12 protein-coding genes are annotated in these 14,208 nt (G+C 64.1%); 10 read left to right on the top strand and 2 right to left on the bottom strand.

The genetic code is table 11. From position 1 onward, the window contains the following. Nucleotides 1-5: 5 nt before the first annotated feature. Nucleotides 6-941, top strand: a complete 936-nt coding sequence (locus AC24YW_RS04355; protein WP_487481552.1) for a carbohydrate kinase family protein — start codon at nucleotides 6-8, stop codon at nucleotides 939-941. 6 nt (nucleotides 942-947) lie between these two features. Here AC24YW_RS04355 and AC24YW_RS04350 read toward each other — a convergent pair whose 3' ends face one another. After that, nucleotides 948-1,835 (bottom strand): LysR family transcriptional regulator, encoded by an 888-nt coding sequence (locus tag AC24YW_RS04350; RefSeq protein WP_487481551.1) that lies wholly within the window; start codon nucleotides 1,833-1,835, stop codon nucleotides 948-950. Nucleotides 1,836-1,914: 79 nt separating this feature from the next. Between AC24YW_RS04350 and AC24YW_RS04345 the strand changes: the two genes are divergently transcribed. The 7 genes from AC24YW_RS04345 (at nucleotide 1,915) to AC24YW_RS04315 (ending at nucleotide 10,754) form a co-directional block, all read left to right on the top strand. Further along, nucleotides 1,915-3,381 carry an amidase gene (locus AC24YW_RS04345; protein WP_487481550.1) on the top strand — a complete coding sequence of 489 codons (1,467 nt, stop codon included), beginning with the start codon at nucleotides 1,915-1,917 and terminating at the stop codon, nucleotides 3,379-3,381. An 84-nt stretch (nucleotides 3,382-3,465) separates the two neighbouring features. Beyond that, nucleotides 3,466-4,416, top strand: coding sequence for an ABC transporter permease (locus AC24YW_RS04340; protein WP_487481549.1), 951 nt, complete (start codon nucleotides 3,466-3,468; stop codon nucleotides 4,414-4,416). Then, entirely contained in the window at nucleotides 4,413-5,300 is an 888-nt protein-coding gene (locus AC24YW_RS04335) for an ABC transporter permease (RefSeq protein ID WP_275509244.1), read from the top strand. Before AC24YW_RS04340 ends, AC24YW_RS04335 begins: the two co-directional genes overlap by 4 nt. 2 nt (nucleotides 5,301-5,302) lie before the next feature. Next, complete coding sequence (locus AC24YW_RS04330) at nucleotides 5,303-6,316, top strand: ABC transporter ATP-binding protein (RefSeq protein WP_487481548.1); 1,014 nt, start codon at nucleotides 5,303-5,305, stop codon at nucleotides 6,314-6,316. Continuing rightward, nucleotides 6,313-7,317: an ABC transporter ATP-binding protein gene (locus tag AC24YW_RS04325; RefSeq protein ID WP_487481547.1), complete on the top strand. Its 1,005-nt coding sequence runs from the start codon at nucleotides 6,313-6,315 to the stop codon at nucleotides 7,315-7,317. The genes AC24YW_RS04330 and AC24YW_RS04325 overlap by 4 nt, the downstream gene beginning before the upstream one ends. A 55-nt stretch (nucleotides 7,318-7,372) precedes the next feature. Then, the gene (locus tag AC24YW_RS04320) at nucleotides 7,373-8,869 is read left to right on the top strand and encodes an ABC transporter substrate-binding protein (protein ID WP_487481546.1); all 1,497 of its coding nucleotides are present in this window, start codon (nucleotides 7,373-7,375) and stop codon (nucleotides 8,867-8,869) included. 226 nt (nucleotides 8,870-9,095) lie between these two features. Then, a complete protein-coding gene (locus tag AC24YW_RS04315) occupies nucleotides 9,096-10,754 on the top strand; it encodes an amidase family protein (RefSeq protein ID WP_487481545.1) in 1,659 nt (552 codons plus the stop codon). A gap of 167 nt (nucleotides 10,755-10,921) precedes the next feature. On the opposite strand, the gene AC24YW_RS04310 is transcribed toward AC24YW_RS04315, so the two are convergent. Then, complete coding sequence (locus AC24YW_RS04310) at nucleotides 10,922-11,941, bottom strand: Lnb N-terminal periplasmic domain-containing protein (protein ID WP_487481544.1); 1,020 nt, start codon at nucleotides 11,939-11,941, stop codon at nucleotides 10,922-10,924. 438 nt (nucleotides 11,942-12,379) lie between these two features. Here AC24YW_RS04310 and AC24YW_RS04305 point away from each other — a divergent pair, with 438 nt between their 5' ends. Then, a complete protein-coding gene (locus tag AC24YW_RS04305; RefSeq protein ID WP_487481543.1) occupies nucleotides 12,380-12,583 on the top strand; it encodes a hypothetical protein in 204 nt (67 codons plus the stop codon). 57 nt (nucleotides 12,584-12,640) lie between these two features. Then, a complete protein-coding gene (locus AC24YW_RS04300; RefSeq protein ID WP_487481542.1) occupies nucleotides 12,641-14,050 on the top strand; it encodes a metal-dependent hydrolase family protein in 1,410 nt (469 codons plus the stop codon). The last annotated feature ends 158 nt before the right edge of the window (nucleotides 14,051-14,208 follow it).

Below are 14,208 nucleotides of genomic sequence, written 5' to 3'. Positions count from 1 at the left end.
AGGACATGCTGATTGCCTGCGGCGATGCGCTGATCGATTTCGTGCCGACGCGAAGCGTCGAAGGGCGCGAAGCGGTGATGCCCGCGGTCGGCGGCTCCTGCCTGAACGTCGCGATCGGCATCGGGCGGCTCGGCGCGCCAACTGGATACGTCGGCGGCATCTCGACCGACCTGTTCGGGCGCATGATCGCGGGCCATGCTACCGCATCGAACGTCGCGCTCGATCTCGCTACCCGCAGCGACCACCAGACCACGCTCGCCTTTGTCCGCATTGTCGAGGGCGAGTCGCACTACGCCTTCTACGATGCCGAGACCGCGACGCGGAGCTGGACGTACCGGCGCGGGTCCATTCCATTCGATACGATCGAGGCCGTCCATGTCGGCTCGACCACGCTGGTCAACGACCAGGGTGCGGCCGAGACCAGGGCGCTGATCGCAGACGCGCGGGCCTCGTCCACGATCTCCTTCGATCCGAACTGCCGGCCGAACCTCGTCAAGGACAAGTCGACCTATCTCGGCCGTATGGCCGAGTTCGCCGGAAGCGCCGATCTCATCAAGATGTCGGACGTCGATTTCGCCTATCTCTTCGGCGAGGAGCACTATGAGCAGCGCGCGATCACATTGCTGGGGCAGGGCACGAGCCTCGTCGTCATCACCCGGGGCAACAACGGCGCCGTCGCCTGGCATGCGCAGGCAGGGCAGATCGAAGTGCAAGCACCAAAGGTCGAGGTGGCCGACACCATTGGCGCCGGCGACAGCTTTCAGGCGGCGCTGCTGTTTGCCCTGTACAAGCAGGGTTGCATCGCCCGGCCGAGATTGAAGGACATCGGCGCGAACGAACTCCGCCGTGCGCTGTCCTTCGCCGCCAATTGTGCCGGCCTGACGTGCACCCGTCCGGGTGCCGATCCGCCCTGGAGCCACGAGATCGATTGGAGCTGGTAGTCCACGTCACATCCGCGCGACGGCTTTCTCGGCACATTTGAGGAAGGTTCCGATCAGCGGACTGTGGGAGTCCCGCCGCCAACAGACTGCGATATCGAGGGAGTCAGCGACGTCACGCAAGGGTCTGAACACGACTCCGCGTGGCGCGCCGAGTTGTGCGCAGGCCGGCAGGATGGCGAGACCTTCGCCGGCCAGAACCAGGCTCATCGCCGAATGCACCGTCTCCACCCGACTGGCGATCGGCATCACCACTTGATGCCGCCGTAACAAAGGGACGACCGCGGAGGAGCCGGGCCCATGGTCCGGATGCGGGAGTGCGATCAGCGGACGGCCCTGCAGCCGGGCCATCGGCACGGAGCTCAGGCGGGCGAGGGGCGAACGGATCGGCATGGCCAGCATGAAAGGCTGTGCACCGATCTTTGCCGTCTGGATCTCGGGATGATTGATCGCGGGCATACACAGCGCGACGGTGACGCTGCGGTCGAGCACGCGGGCCTCGCGCGTCGAGGCGCTGAGCTCGGCGAAGCTGAGGTCGACGCCGGGAACCGCGCGGCGCAGTTCGGGGATGAGCCGCGGCAGCATCGCATTCGCCAGCACGAACATGTAACCCACCGACAGAAGGCCGCGCCGTCCCGAAGCAACCGCGCGCGCGGCTTCGGCGCCGTCGGCCGCCAGCGCCAGCGCTTCGCCGGCGCGCGCCAGCAACGCCTGGCCCGCCTCGGTCAGATCCATGCCGCGGGTGCCGCGGCGGAACAGCGGTGCGCCGATCTCGGCCTCGAGCTTGCGGATCTGGACCGAGAGCGGCGGCTGCGCCATCCGGAGCTGCTCGGCCGCCTTGCCGATGCTGCGCGCCTCGGCGACGGCGACGAAATAGCGGAGCCGGCGAAGATCCATTGGCATACCGAAAGCATATGGGTTGGCGACAAAAATCGTATTGGACGGCGAGTTAACAAAACTGTCATTCTCGCTGTCAATGTCTACGGGCCAATGGCGGCCCGCTTCGGAGCGTGATGTGACGATAAACGGCGATCCTTGTCTGTTGCCCGCAACCGAACTGCGCGGTCTCATCGCGGCAAAGCGCATCTCGCCAGTCGAGCTCACCCGCGCCGTGCTTGCCCGCGCCGAGGCACTCCAGCCCGAATTGAATTGCTTCATCACGCTGTGCGGTGATGAGGCGATCGCTGCGGCGCGCGAAGCCGAGCGCAAAGTGATGGCGGGCGAACCGCTCGGCCTGCTGCACGGCATCCCCGTTACGGTCAAGGACATCGTCAATACCAAGGGGGTCAAGACCACCTTCGGCGCCGTTCCCTACAAGAACAATGTGCCGGCCGAGGATGCCGTCGCCGTCGCGCGGTTGCGCAGCGAAGGCGTGATCCTGATCGGCAAGACCACGACGCCGGAGTTCGGCAGCAAGTGCCTCACCGATTCACCCTTGTTCGGCCGGACCCGCAATGCGTGGGACGGCTGCCGATCCTCCGGCGGCTCCAGCGGCGGCGCGGCGGTCGCTGTGGCGAGCGGCATCGCGCCGCTGGCGATTGCGACCGACGGCGGTGGCTCGACGCGCATTCCGGCGGCCTGCAACGGCGTGGTCGGCTTGAAGCAGAGCAACGGCGTGATCCCGCACAGCCAGGCGCTCGACGTCTTCGGCAATCAGACCTATGTCACGCCGACCACCCGCACCGTCGCCGACACCGCCCTGATGATGCAGGCAATGGCAGGCGAGGATCCTATCGATCCCTGGTCGATCGCCGTGCCCGTGTCCGACTTCATCGGCACCGCCGCCCCGCGTGGTGATTTGCGCGGGATGAGGATTCTTTACTGCCTGACGCCGCCGGGCCGTCCGGTGTCGACCGAAGTCGCCGCCAGTTTCAAGGCGAGCCTCGACCGGTTGGCTGGGCTCGGGGCCGAGCTCGAGGAATTCTCCGGCGAGGGGTTCGACATCGAGCCGATCTGGCGCGCCATCAACCATACGGTCTGGCGCACGCGCTTCGCCAAGCTCGCGGCCGAGCATGGGGGCGAGCTGAGCGAGGCTTTCCTCAAGCAGCTCGCGCTCGCCAGCGAAGTCAGCGGCGTCGACTATCAGGAGGCGATGTTCGCGCGCACCGCGTTGTTCCGCCGCGTGCAATCGCTGCTTGCGCGCGGTCACCTGCTGGCGATGCCGACGCTGACGCGCACTGCACTGCCGATCAAGCAGGATCTGTTCGGTAGCATCGAGATCGACGGCAGGCATTATGACAGCGTCCGGCCGAACTGGTTCCCCTGGACCATGCCGTTCAACATGACCGGCCATCCTGCGATCAGCCTTCCGAGCGGCTTTGCGCGCGACGGCTTGCCGATCGGGCTTCAGCTGGTCGGCCGTTTCCGGGCTGACGCGGAATTGCTGCGCGTGAGCGCACTGTTCGAGGCGTCAAGCGACCTTCTGTCCCGCTGGCCGTCTTGAGGAGATGGAGATGCCGCAAAGAGCTTGCTTAAGGCGTCCGGACATGTTGATCGTGGCCCGGGTGAGCCCTGAAGCCGAGCGCGCATGAGCGTCTTTGTCCTCCGACGTCTGTTGACTCTGCTGGCGACGCTGGTCGGCGCATCGCTGATCATCTTCCTCGTGCTCGACGCGCTGCCCGGCAACGCCGCGCAGATGCTGATGGGCGCCGACGCTTCGCCGGATGCGGTGCGCGCGCTCACCGTCAAGCTCGGGCTCGACCAGCCTCTGGCCGTTCGCTACGTGCAATGGATCAAGGGGCTCCTCGTCGGCGATCTCGGCAATTCCTACGTCTACGGCACCCCGGTCGGCAGCCTGATCGCCGAGCGGCTGGTGCTGACCATTCCGCTCGCGATCATGGCCATGACGATCACGGTGACGCTGGCGCTCTCGGCCGGCATCTACACCGCCGCCAACCACAACAAGCTCGGCGATGTCGGCGTGATGTCGCTGACGCAAGTGGGCATCGCGCTGCCGAATTTCTGGTTCGCGATTCTCCTGGTGCTGCTGTTCTCGGTGCGGCTGCAATGGCTCTCGGCGGGCGGCTTTGCCGGCTGGGAGGACGGCATCTGGTCCGGGATCAAGTCGCTGTTGCTGCCCGCGATCTCGCTCGCGGTGGTGCAGGCCGCGATCCTCGCGCGCGTCACGCGCTCGGCCGTGCTCGAGGTGCTGCGCGAGGACTTCGTCCGCACCGCCCGCGCAAAAGGCCTCGGCAAGCGCGAGGTGTTGTGGAGCCACGTGCTGCGCAATGCCATGATCCCGGTGATGACGGTGATGGGGCTGCAATTCGCCAATCTGCTCGCCGGCACCATCGTGATCGAGAACGTGTTCTACCTCCCGGGCCTCGGCCGCCTGATCTTCCAGTCGATCGCCAACCGCGACCTGATCGTGGTGCGCAATTGCGTGATGCTGCTCGCCGCGATGGTGGTGATCGTCAATTTCGTGGTCGATGTGCTCTATGCCTTCATCGATCCCCGCATCAAGGTGCACGACCTGTGAGCGCACCCATCGCCATCGACGCGCCCGTCGCAACGCGTCCGCTGCCGGCGCGCACGTTCTGGCGGCGCGCGCTGCGCCACCGCAGCTTCGTCCTCGGTGGCACGCTGAGCCTTCTGGTGCTGGCTTCGGCATTGTTATCGCTGGTGTGGACGCCGTGGTCGCCTTACGAGATCGACATCGCCGCAAAGCTGCGGCCGCCCTCGGCGGCGCATTGGCTCGGCACCGATTCCTTCGGCCGCGACATCGTCTCGCTGCTGCTTGCGGGGGCCCGATCCACCATCATGGTCGGTGTCATCGCCGTCAGCATCGGTCTCACCTTCGGCGTCACGCTGGGCCTGATCGCCTCGGCTAGGCGCGGCTGGACGGAGGAGATCATCATGCGCTTCTCCGATTTCACCTTCGCCTTTCCGGCCGTGCTGTCGGCGATCATGCTGGCAGCCGTCGTCGGACCCGGCATGGTGACCTCGATCGTCGCGATCGGCATCTTCCAGATCCCGACCTTGACCCGGCTGACGCGCGGCTCGGCCAACGCGATCTGGGCGCGCGAATTCGTGCTCGCGGCACGGGCGGCGGGCAAGGGGCGCTTCCGCATCACCATCGAGCATGTGCTTCCGAACATCCTGTCGATCCTGATCGTGCAGGTCACCATCCAGTTCGCGCTCGCCATTCTCGCCGAGGCCGCCTTGTCCTATCTCGGCCTCGGAACGCAGCCGCCGCAGCCGTCCTGGGGACGGATGCTGAACGATGCGCAGACGCTGCTGTTCCAGTCGCCGATGCTCGCGGTCTATCCGGGCGTTGCGATCGCAATCTCGGTGCTCGGCCTCAACCTGCTCGGGGACGGATTGCGCGACCTGCTCGATCCCCGGCTGGCGCGGGAGCGATGACGATGGCCGAGCGCTCCGACACGACGCTGATCGAGGTCGAGAATCTCGGCGTCCGCCTCAACACCAGCCGTGGGCCGGCGCAGGCCGTGCGCGGCGTCAGCTTTGCGCTGAAACGCGGCGAGACGCTCGGGCTCGTCGGCGAGTCCGGCTGCGGCAAGTCGGTCACGGCGTTGTCATTGATGGGGTTGCTGCCGGACAGCGCCGTCGTCACCGGCAGTATCAAGCTGGACGGAGACGAGCTCGTCGGACTTGCGGATTCCGACTATTGCCGCCTGCGGGGCAACCGCATCAGCATGATCTTCCAGGAGCCGATGACTGCGCTCAATCCGATGCACACGATCGGCAACCAGGTCGCCGAGCCGCTGCGGCGTCACAAGAATTATTCGGCGGCGCAGGCACGTCGGGAAGCAATCGCCTTGCTCGACCGCGTCGGGCTGCCCGACCCGGCGAGGCGCGTCGACGCCTATCCGCATCAGTTCTCCGGCGGCCAGCGCCAGCGCGTCACCATCGCGATGGCGCTCGCTTGCGAGCCGGACCTGTTGATCGCGGACGAGCCGACCACCGCGCTCGACGTCACCATCCAGGGCCAGATCCTCGACCTCATCGCAGATCTCGTCGAAGAGCGAGGCATGTCGATGATCCTGATCTCGCACGACCTCGGCGTCATTGCCGAGAACGTCCAGCGCATGATGGTGATGTATGGCGGCACCGTGGTCGAGAGCGGGCCGACCGACGAAGTCTTTCGTCGCATGGGCCATCCCTACACGCAGGGCCTGTTCCGTGCCCGGCCTAAGCTCGGCGCGCGCAAGGGGACGCGGCTGAAGACGATCTCGGGCACGGTGCCGGAGCTCGCCGATCTGCCGTCCGGCTGCACCTTCTCCGATCGCTGTCCGCTCGTGATCGATCAATGTCGCGCCGCGCTGCCGCCGATGGTCGACGTCGGTCCCGGCCATTTCGCGCGCTGCATCAGAACGGACGTGTCGATGGCCGAACGCGTCGGAGCGCTGACCGCATGAGCACCGCGCCGCTTCTCGACGTCAGGGATCTCGAACAGCGCTACACGCTGCCGCGCGAGAGCCTGTTCCGTCCGCCGGGGCAGGTGCGTGCGCTCAACGGCGTCAGCGTGCAGGTCCAGGCCGGCAGAAGCCTTGGCATCGTCGGCGAGTCCGGCTCCGGCAAGTCCACCTTCGCGCGCGTCGTGATGGCGCTGGAGCGGCCGACCGCAGGGCAGGTCGCGCTGCTCGGGCGCGATCTCAACCGCTTGCCGGCGGATGAGCTGCGCCGGGCCCGGCGCGATTTCCAGATGGTGTTCCAGGACCCTTATGGCTCGCTCGATCCGCGCCAGACCATCGCGCGGATCGTCGCCGAGCCGCTGACCGTGCTGGAAGGTGCGGACCGCACCACGTTCCGCGAACGCGTCGCCGCCGTGCTGCGCCAGGTCGGCTTGCGCGATGCGGACATGGAAAAATATCCGCACGAATTCTCCGGTGGCCAGCGCCAGCGCATCGCGATTGCGCGTGCGCTGATCACCCAGCCGAAGCTGATCGTCGCCGACGAGCCGGTCTCGGCGCTCGACGTCTCCGTGCAGGCCCAGGTGCTGAACCTGATGCAGGACCTCCAGGAGCAGTTCGGCCTGAGCTACATCCTGATCAGCCACGACCTCGCCGTGGTCGACTATCTCTGCGACGAGGTCGCGGTGATGTATCTCGGCCGCATCGTCGAGCAGGGCCGGCCAGAGGATTTGTTCGAGCGGGGCGCCCATCCCTATACGCGGGCGCTGCTGGATGCGGTGCCGCGGGCCCGCGCCGGGGGTGGCCGGCGCCGGCGCGGGGCCCAGGCGATCGCCTCGCAATCGGCGGCGACGGCCGGATGCCCCTATGCGTCGCGCTGTGCCCTTGCCGACCAGCATTGCCGCGAGGTTCCGCCCGCGTTACGCAAGGTGGGCGAGGGGCACCTTGCCGCCTGCCACAAGGCCGAGGCCGTGATGGCGTTGCCGCAGGCGGGCATGGAAGGTTAGTGTCCGGGCAGGATTGGCGTTAAGCTGGAAACAGGATTGGCTGGGGAGTTCGCGCATGTTCAGGAAACTATCGATCGTCGCCTTTGCCACGGCGCTCGTCGCGGCGCCTTTGCCGGTGCTGGCGCAGAGCAAGAAGGACAGCGTCGTCATGGCGATGGCGCTGGAGCCGCCGGGTCTCGACCCCACCAACGCCGCCGCGGCGGCGATCGCCGAGGTCACGCTCTACAACATCTATGAGACGCTGACCAAGATCAACGAGGACGGTTCGGTCTCGCCGCTCCTGGCGGAGAGCTGGACCGCCTCGCCCGATCTGAAGACCTATACGTTCAAGCTGCGCAAGGGCGTCAAATTCCACAATGGCGAGCCGTTCAATTCGGCGGCGGTGAAGTTCTCGTTCGAGCGCAACGCGGCGCCGACCAGCACCAACAAGGACAAGAGCCTGTACCAGGCCTTCGAGAAGGTCGAGGCGCCCGACGCCGAGACCGTCGTGATCACCGTGAAGTACGGCGAGCCGAACTTGCCGTTCTTGCTCGGGCAGGCGGGCGGCTCGATCGTCGAGCCGAAGAGCGCGGCGACGAACGGCACGCAACCGGTCGGCACCGGACCCTATCAGTTGGGAGCCTGGGCCAAGGGCTCTTCGATCGTGCTGAACAAATGGGCCGACTACCGCAATGCCGCTGCGGTCAAGCTGTCCAAGGTGACGATCCGCTTCATCTCCGAACCGGCGGCCCAGACCGCCGCGCTGCTGTCGGGCGACGTCGATGCATTCCCGCGCGTTGCCGCGGCGCGCGCCTTGGCACAGTTCAAGGCCGATCCGCGCTTCACGGTGCTGGTCGGCGGCTCCCGGGCCAAGACCATCGTCGCGATCAACCATCGCAAGAAGCCGCTGGACGACGTCCGCGTCCGCCGCGCCATCCTCGCCGCGATCGACCGCAAGGCCATGATCGACGGCGCCGTCGACGGCTTCGGCACGCCGATCGGCAGCTTCTACGTGCCGGGCGCGTTCGGCTATGTCGACACCACCGGCATCAACCCCTACGACCCCGAGAAGGCCAAGAAGCTGCTCGCGGAGGCCGGCGTCACCACGCCGCTCGAATTGTCGCTCAAGCTGCCGCCGCCGTCCTATGCGCGGCAGGGCGGGGAGATCGCCGCCGCCCAGCTCGCCAAGGTCGGCATCATCGCCAAGATCGAGAACGTCGAATGGGCGCAATGGCTGTCGCAAGTGTTCGCCGGCAATGGCCCGCACAATTTCGATCTGACCATCGTCAGCCACGTCGAGCCGTTCGACCTCGTCAAGATTACCGAGCCGGACTATTACCTCGGTTACAACAACGAGAAGTTCAACGCGCTCTACAAGCAGATCGTCTCGACGCCGGACGAAGCAGGCCGCGCCAAGCTGCTCGGCGACGCCCAGCGTATGCTCGCCACCGACGCGGTCTCCGCCTACCTGTACCAGCCGCAGCTCATCACCATCACCAACAAGAAGCTGAAGGGCGTCTGGAAGGACGTGCCGCAATACGAGAACGACTTCTCCACGTGGTATTGGGAGTAGCCGGCGTCCGTTGCTGCGCCCTCTCCACGCGTGGAGAGGGCAGCTCCAAACAAAAACCTCAAAAACAACCCCATGCACAGTAGCCGCGGTCAGTCATTTCAATGGCTTACACGTTGCATCTGTGGAATCGGCACGATGCGCCCGCAAGTTGACCCGTCGGGCAAGACACTGGCATGATGGCATGCTCGCGTCTCGTGGTGGAGAGGCGCCGCCCGGCGAGGCAGAAGTGCAGAAATCATCCCGCCGCGATGCCGGCATTGCCGCGGCGGCTGTCGGCGCCAAGCCGCCGATCCCCTCAAAGCTTGATCATGCGAAGCTCGATCATGCGTCGATGAGCGATATCGCTCATGCTTTGGCCGATGGGCACGTCACTGCCACCGCGCTGGTCAATGCCTATCTCGCGCGCATCGAAGCCTACGATCGCGACGGGCCCAGGCTCAACGCGGTCCGCGCGCTCAATCCCGACGCGCTCGCGATCGCGGGCAGGCTCGACGGCGTCAAGCCATCGACCGAGCGGCCGCTGGCCGGCATCCCGATCCTGGTGAAGGACAACATCGCGACCGGCGACGCGCAGCCGACCACGGCAGGCTCGCTGGCGCTGGAAGGCGCGCGCGCCCGGGACGATGCGACGCTCGTCAAGCTGCTGCGCGAGGCCGGCGCGGTGATTCTCGGCAAGGCGAACCTGACCGAGTTTTCCAACATGATCGCAATCGACATGCCCTCCGGCTATTCGTCGCTGGGCGGCCAGGTCAAGAATCCCTATGCGCCGGCGCTGATGGGCGATCACGGCATCCCCGTCGTGTCCCCGGGCGGCTCGAGCGCGGGTTCGGCGGCCGCGGTGGCGGCAGGCCTGTGCGCGGCCTCGATCGGCACGGAGACCTCGGGCTCGCTGCTGTTTCCCGCCAGCCAGAATGGCCTCGTCACGGTGAAGCCGACCGTCGGCCTGATCAGCCGTGCCGGCATCGTGCCGATCGCGCATAGCCAGGACACCGCGGGACCGATGACGCGGACCGTGCGCGACGCGGCGCTGCTGCTCAACGTGCTCGCGGCGAAGGACCGGCTCGATCCAGCGACGCAAAAGCAGCGGCGGCCGGCCGACTACACTGCCGGCCTGACGCGCGATGCGATGAAGGGCGTGCGCATCGGCGCGCCGAGCGACGATGCCGACCCGTTGAACGACTGCTATTACGGCAAGCTGCCACGGAAGTCGGCCAAGCTGATGACTGATGCGATCCAGGTGCTGCAGGATCTCGGCGCCGTGATCGTGCGTGCCAGCATGCCGACGGCAGGCTGGATCGGTGGGCCGGGCACGACGATGGCCGTGCTCAACCGCAATCCGCTGAGCGCCCACAAAGGCACGATCGCAAGACCGCCGGTCGTCTTCCTCTATGAAATGAAGCACGGCCTCAATCTCTATCTGAAGGAGTGGGCGACCAACACGGACATCAAGACCATGACCGACATCGTCGCCTTCAACGAGGCGAATGCGGACAGGGCGCTGCGTTTCGGCCAGGACCACTTTCTCGCCGCGGAGATGACCAGGGGCGATCTCGGCGAGCGCGAGTACAGATCGTCGCGCGCCATGGACCTGCTCTCGGCCAAGACGCGCGGCATGGATGCCTACATGAACCGGCACAAGCTCGACGCCGTGCTGTTTCCCGGCGCATACGGCGCCGCAATCGCCGCCAAGGCGGGCTATCCCAGCGTCATGGTGCCGGGCGGACTCGTTTCGGGGACGGACGACGGCAAGGACACGCCCGACTATCCATTCGGCGTCACCTTCGCAGGCCGCGCCTGGAGCGAGCACCAGCTGCTGCGCCTGGCCTACGCGTACGAGCAGGCCTCCGCCAAGCGCAAGCCGCCGCCCGGTATGCCGGCGCTTTAGCTAGAATGTGCTGTGCGTGCGCCGGTTTGTACCGATGGCAATGTGCTGACCAATGCGGGGGGTGACCGGTAAGTTCTTTGACGATAGTCCGGCCAACTTCAAACGTTTGAAACCAGTCAGAGTCAATCTCTGGTGCGGGATGAGCGCGCTATCAAGCGCCTTCGGAATTAGGGTCCGATCACGGTCGGCAGAGATGAGCGGATACGTTGCGAGAAGTCCGCTGTGCCATCGGCCGCATGTGCTGCTGCGTTGATCAGGGACCGCCGCCTCAGCTCATCAAACGGCAGCGTGGCCTCGATCCGGCCTGAGTGGTAGAGGTAGCTGTCGATGAGTCCATTGAACAGATGTCGAATGTCGAAGCGTCCCCGCCTACCCGCCGCATTTGCATAGCGTACGATATTGACCGTGCAGCTGTTGGTCAGCAGGTGGTAGAACTCCGGCCGATCGGCCAATTCGTTGATACGCGTCAAATAGACCATTAGCAGCCGGCGCACGTCCTCAACGGATGTATTGAGGCGATAGAGGTACACCGGCTCGTGACGATGGTTGGTACGCACACCTACAATATCATGCTCTTCACCCACGACGTAAATCAGCTCGAATTGCTTGAACAAGGAGGCGACAGGCGCGAAGCCTTCGCCGACCTCAGGACGTGTTTCAATGGATATGGCGAGCGGTGGCGCATTGTCGAAGACGAAACTCACAAACGTGTGTCCAACTGGACCTTCAGTAAAGTAGGAGACATAGAAATCTAGAGCTATCAAGTGGGCCAATGACACTTCACGCTCCTCATAACGCACTGTGAAATCGTTCCGATCCCGGTAGCTGAAGCTACGCACACCGGATAGGCGCACGCGGTCGCCATCAATCGTCGCCCTCGGCATCACCGCGACTTCCGGCCGCCAATGGCGATCGTGCGATGGAGGAATCGCGATCCACCATGCCATGACACCAAGGAACAACACGAGGAAAAGAATGGGCATGCGCCGCTCGCGCGAACGCCAGAGCGCCCAAATTCCGAAGGCCGCAAATGCCAGAGCCAAAAACGTGCGCAGCCAGCTCCAGGGCAAGTTCGAATAATAGATGGCCAGTGCGGCCCACGTCACCATCATGATCCGGATGAGAACGCCGACTGTTGTCCTCGATAAGCCGAACAACATGGATCCAAATTTAGCGATCGAGTTCACTTGCTGCTCCTGCCGCGAAGCGTCGGCGCGCCTTCGACAACGCTCGGCTGTGTCAGTTGACCTGTCGTTTTATTCTTAGCTCATACACGCTACAGTAGCTCTTCGCTGCGTAGAAGAGATCTCGCGTGAGCGCCGCATGTCATAGGTTCGAAGAATAAGAAGCAGTGAAACAAGAGGATCGAACCATGCGTGCCATCGATCGTCGCACCGTGCTTAGCGAACTTTCGTTTGTGACCCTCGCCGCGGGTTGCGGCGCTGCTCTGCGGCCAGCGAGGCCAATGCCATACCGCCTGCACTTTCCAAAGACCTGGCGGCCGAATCGAGCAATCTGAAACACAAGGCGGTCTAACACCCCACGGCGTAGGCAGGCTGGCCTACGCATCGGATCGGCTTCGGAGTGACATGGCGAAAGTTGTTCAATAAGCAGGAGTAACGCAGATGGCGATCGCAGTTGAAAGACCAATCCTTCTGGTCAAGAAGCTCGCGGGTATCCTCCTCCTACTTTTTGGCTTGCTGCTGACGGCGGTCGGCTTGAGCAGTGAGTCGAGCGGCTTTACGGCTATCGGCATTGCCTTTCTTGTCGCTGGCGCAATCTTTCTGGTTCTGAAAATCATTCGTCGCAATCAGAGCGCGCCGCTCTGATCATTCGCGAAGACATGCTGTCGCTGAGACAGAACATAGAGGGGGCATGCGCGGGCGATGCTAGGATTTCTCTCGAGTACCTCGGACACCGTGCGGCATCTCCGAGCTGGCAGGAAATGTCGTTCGTTTGCCGTTGCGTTGGCGCTGTCGAGTTGGGCTGCCGGATTAAGCGTGGCGCAGGAAGCTCCCCAGCCAGGAGGTGCGGTTACGCTGTTTCAGAACGTCCGCATTTTTGACGGCAAGAGCACCACGCTGTCTGCCCCCTCTAACGTCCTAGTGCGTGGCAACAAGATCGAAACGATCTCGTCACAGCCACTAGCGGTGAATAGCGCCGCAGACATTCGCATTATCGAAGGCGGCGGACGCACAATGATGCCCGGCCTGATCGATAACCATTGGCATGCGATGTTGATTCGAGTGACACCATCGCAATCGCTCGGCGATGTCGGCTACCTCAATCTTATTGCTGGCGACGAGGCCACGAAAACTCTGATGCGCGGATTTACTGCGGTTCGAGATGTAGGCGGTCCGGTCTTTGGTCTTAAGACCGCAATTGACGAAGGTATCATCAAGGGTCCGCGCATTTATCCCTCAGGCGCCGTCATTACTGTGACGAGTGGCCATGGCGATTTTCGCTCGCTGACCGACTTACCACGGACGATCGGAGGTATGCTCACTCGCATGGAGCAGACAGGCGGCGCGATGGTTGCGGACAGCCCGGACGAGGTCCGCGTCCGTGCCCGCGAACAGCTCATGCAGGGCGCTTCACAAATCAAGTTGACGGCTGGCGGCGGAGTGTCGTCGCCTTTTAGTCCGATAGACGTGACCACGTTCACCGAACCGGAAATACGCGCAGCCGTTGAAGCGGCCGAGAATTGGGGCACGTACGTCACGGCTCATGCCTTCACGCCTGCGGCGATTCGGGGAGCAATTGCAGCTGGAGTAAAGTGTATTGAACACGCCTTCCTCATGGACGAACCGACAGCGAAACTGATTGCAGACAAGGGTGTTTGGTTGAGTATGCAGCCTCTGCCCGAGGATTTGAGGTTGGGCTTTCCAGTAGGCTCAATTCAGAGAGCCAAGGCCGATGAGGTCTGGCCTGGGATAGCCAGATCCTACGAGCTAGCGAGGAAGTACAAGATCAAGACGGCGTGGGGAACCGATGTTCTATTCTCCGCAGCGCTAGCGCGACAACAGGGAGCTATTCTGGCCTCACTCGCTCGCTGGTACACGCCCGCGGAAGCGCTGACCATGGCTACATCGACGAACGCCGAACTGCTGGCCTTGTCCGGCAAGCGGAATCCTTATCCCGGCAAACTCGGCGTTGTGGAACAGGGCGCATTGGCGGATCTGCTGCTCGTTGACGGAAATCCGTTGAACGATATCAGCCTACTTGCCGACCCCGTCAACAGTATCAAAGTCATCATGAAGGACGGAAAGGTATACAAGGATACGCTCACCAGGTAGTGGGGCGCTTCTGCCTGTTCGAACGCTGTGTTGTGCTCAAGCGCACCGATGAGGCGTGGCGCGACTTTTCAAGCCCCTGGTGGGCAGTCGCCTTTCTACTCCGAAATCCACGTACGAACAAATTCGCGTCGAGTGATTTGCCAGATCGAGGAGGAGAT

The sequence above is a fragment of the Bradyrhizobium sp. USDA3516 genome (assembly GCF_057651995.1).
The sequence above is the reverse complement of the archived record's forward strand: the minus strand, read 5'-3'. Positions and strand labels throughout refer to the sequence as shown.

Coding starts and splice junctions, on each gene's coding strand:
- AC24YW_RS04350 (WP_487481551.1), bottom strand. CDS start 1,835: ATGGATCTTCGCCGGCTCCGCTATTTCGTCGCCGTCGCCGAGGCGCGC.
- AC24YW_RS04320 (WP_487481546.1), top strand. CDS start 7,373: ATGTTCAGGAAACTATCGATCGTCGCCTTTGCCACGGCGCTCGTCGCG.
- AC24YW_RS04305 (WP_487481543.1), top strand. CDS start 12,380: ATGGCGATCGCAGTTGAAAGACCAATCCTTCTGGTCAAGAAGCTCGCG.
- AC24YW_RS04345 (WP_487481550.1), top strand. CDS start 1,915: ATGTCTACGGGCCAATGGCGGCCCGCTTCGGAGCGTGATGTGACGATA.
- AC24YW_RS04330 (WP_487481548.1), top strand. CDS start 5,303: ATGGCCGAGCGCTCCGACACGACGCTGATCGAGGTCGAGAATCTCGGC.
- AC24YW_RS04340 (WP_487481549.1), top strand. CDS start 3,466: ATGAGCGTCTTTGTCCTCCGACGTCTGTTGACTCTGCTGGCGACGCTG.
- AC24YW_RS04300 (WP_487481542.1), top strand. CDS start 12,641: ATGCTAGGATTTCTCTCGAGTACCTCGGACACCGTGCGGCATCTCCGA.
- AC24YW_RS04325 (WP_487481547.1), top strand. CDS start 6,313: ATGAGCACCGCGCCGCTTCTCGACGTCAGGGATCTCGAACAGCGCTAC.
- AC24YW_RS04355 (WP_487481552.1), top strand. CDS start 6: ATGCTGATTGCCTGCGGCGATGCGCTGATCGATTTCGTGCCGACGCGA.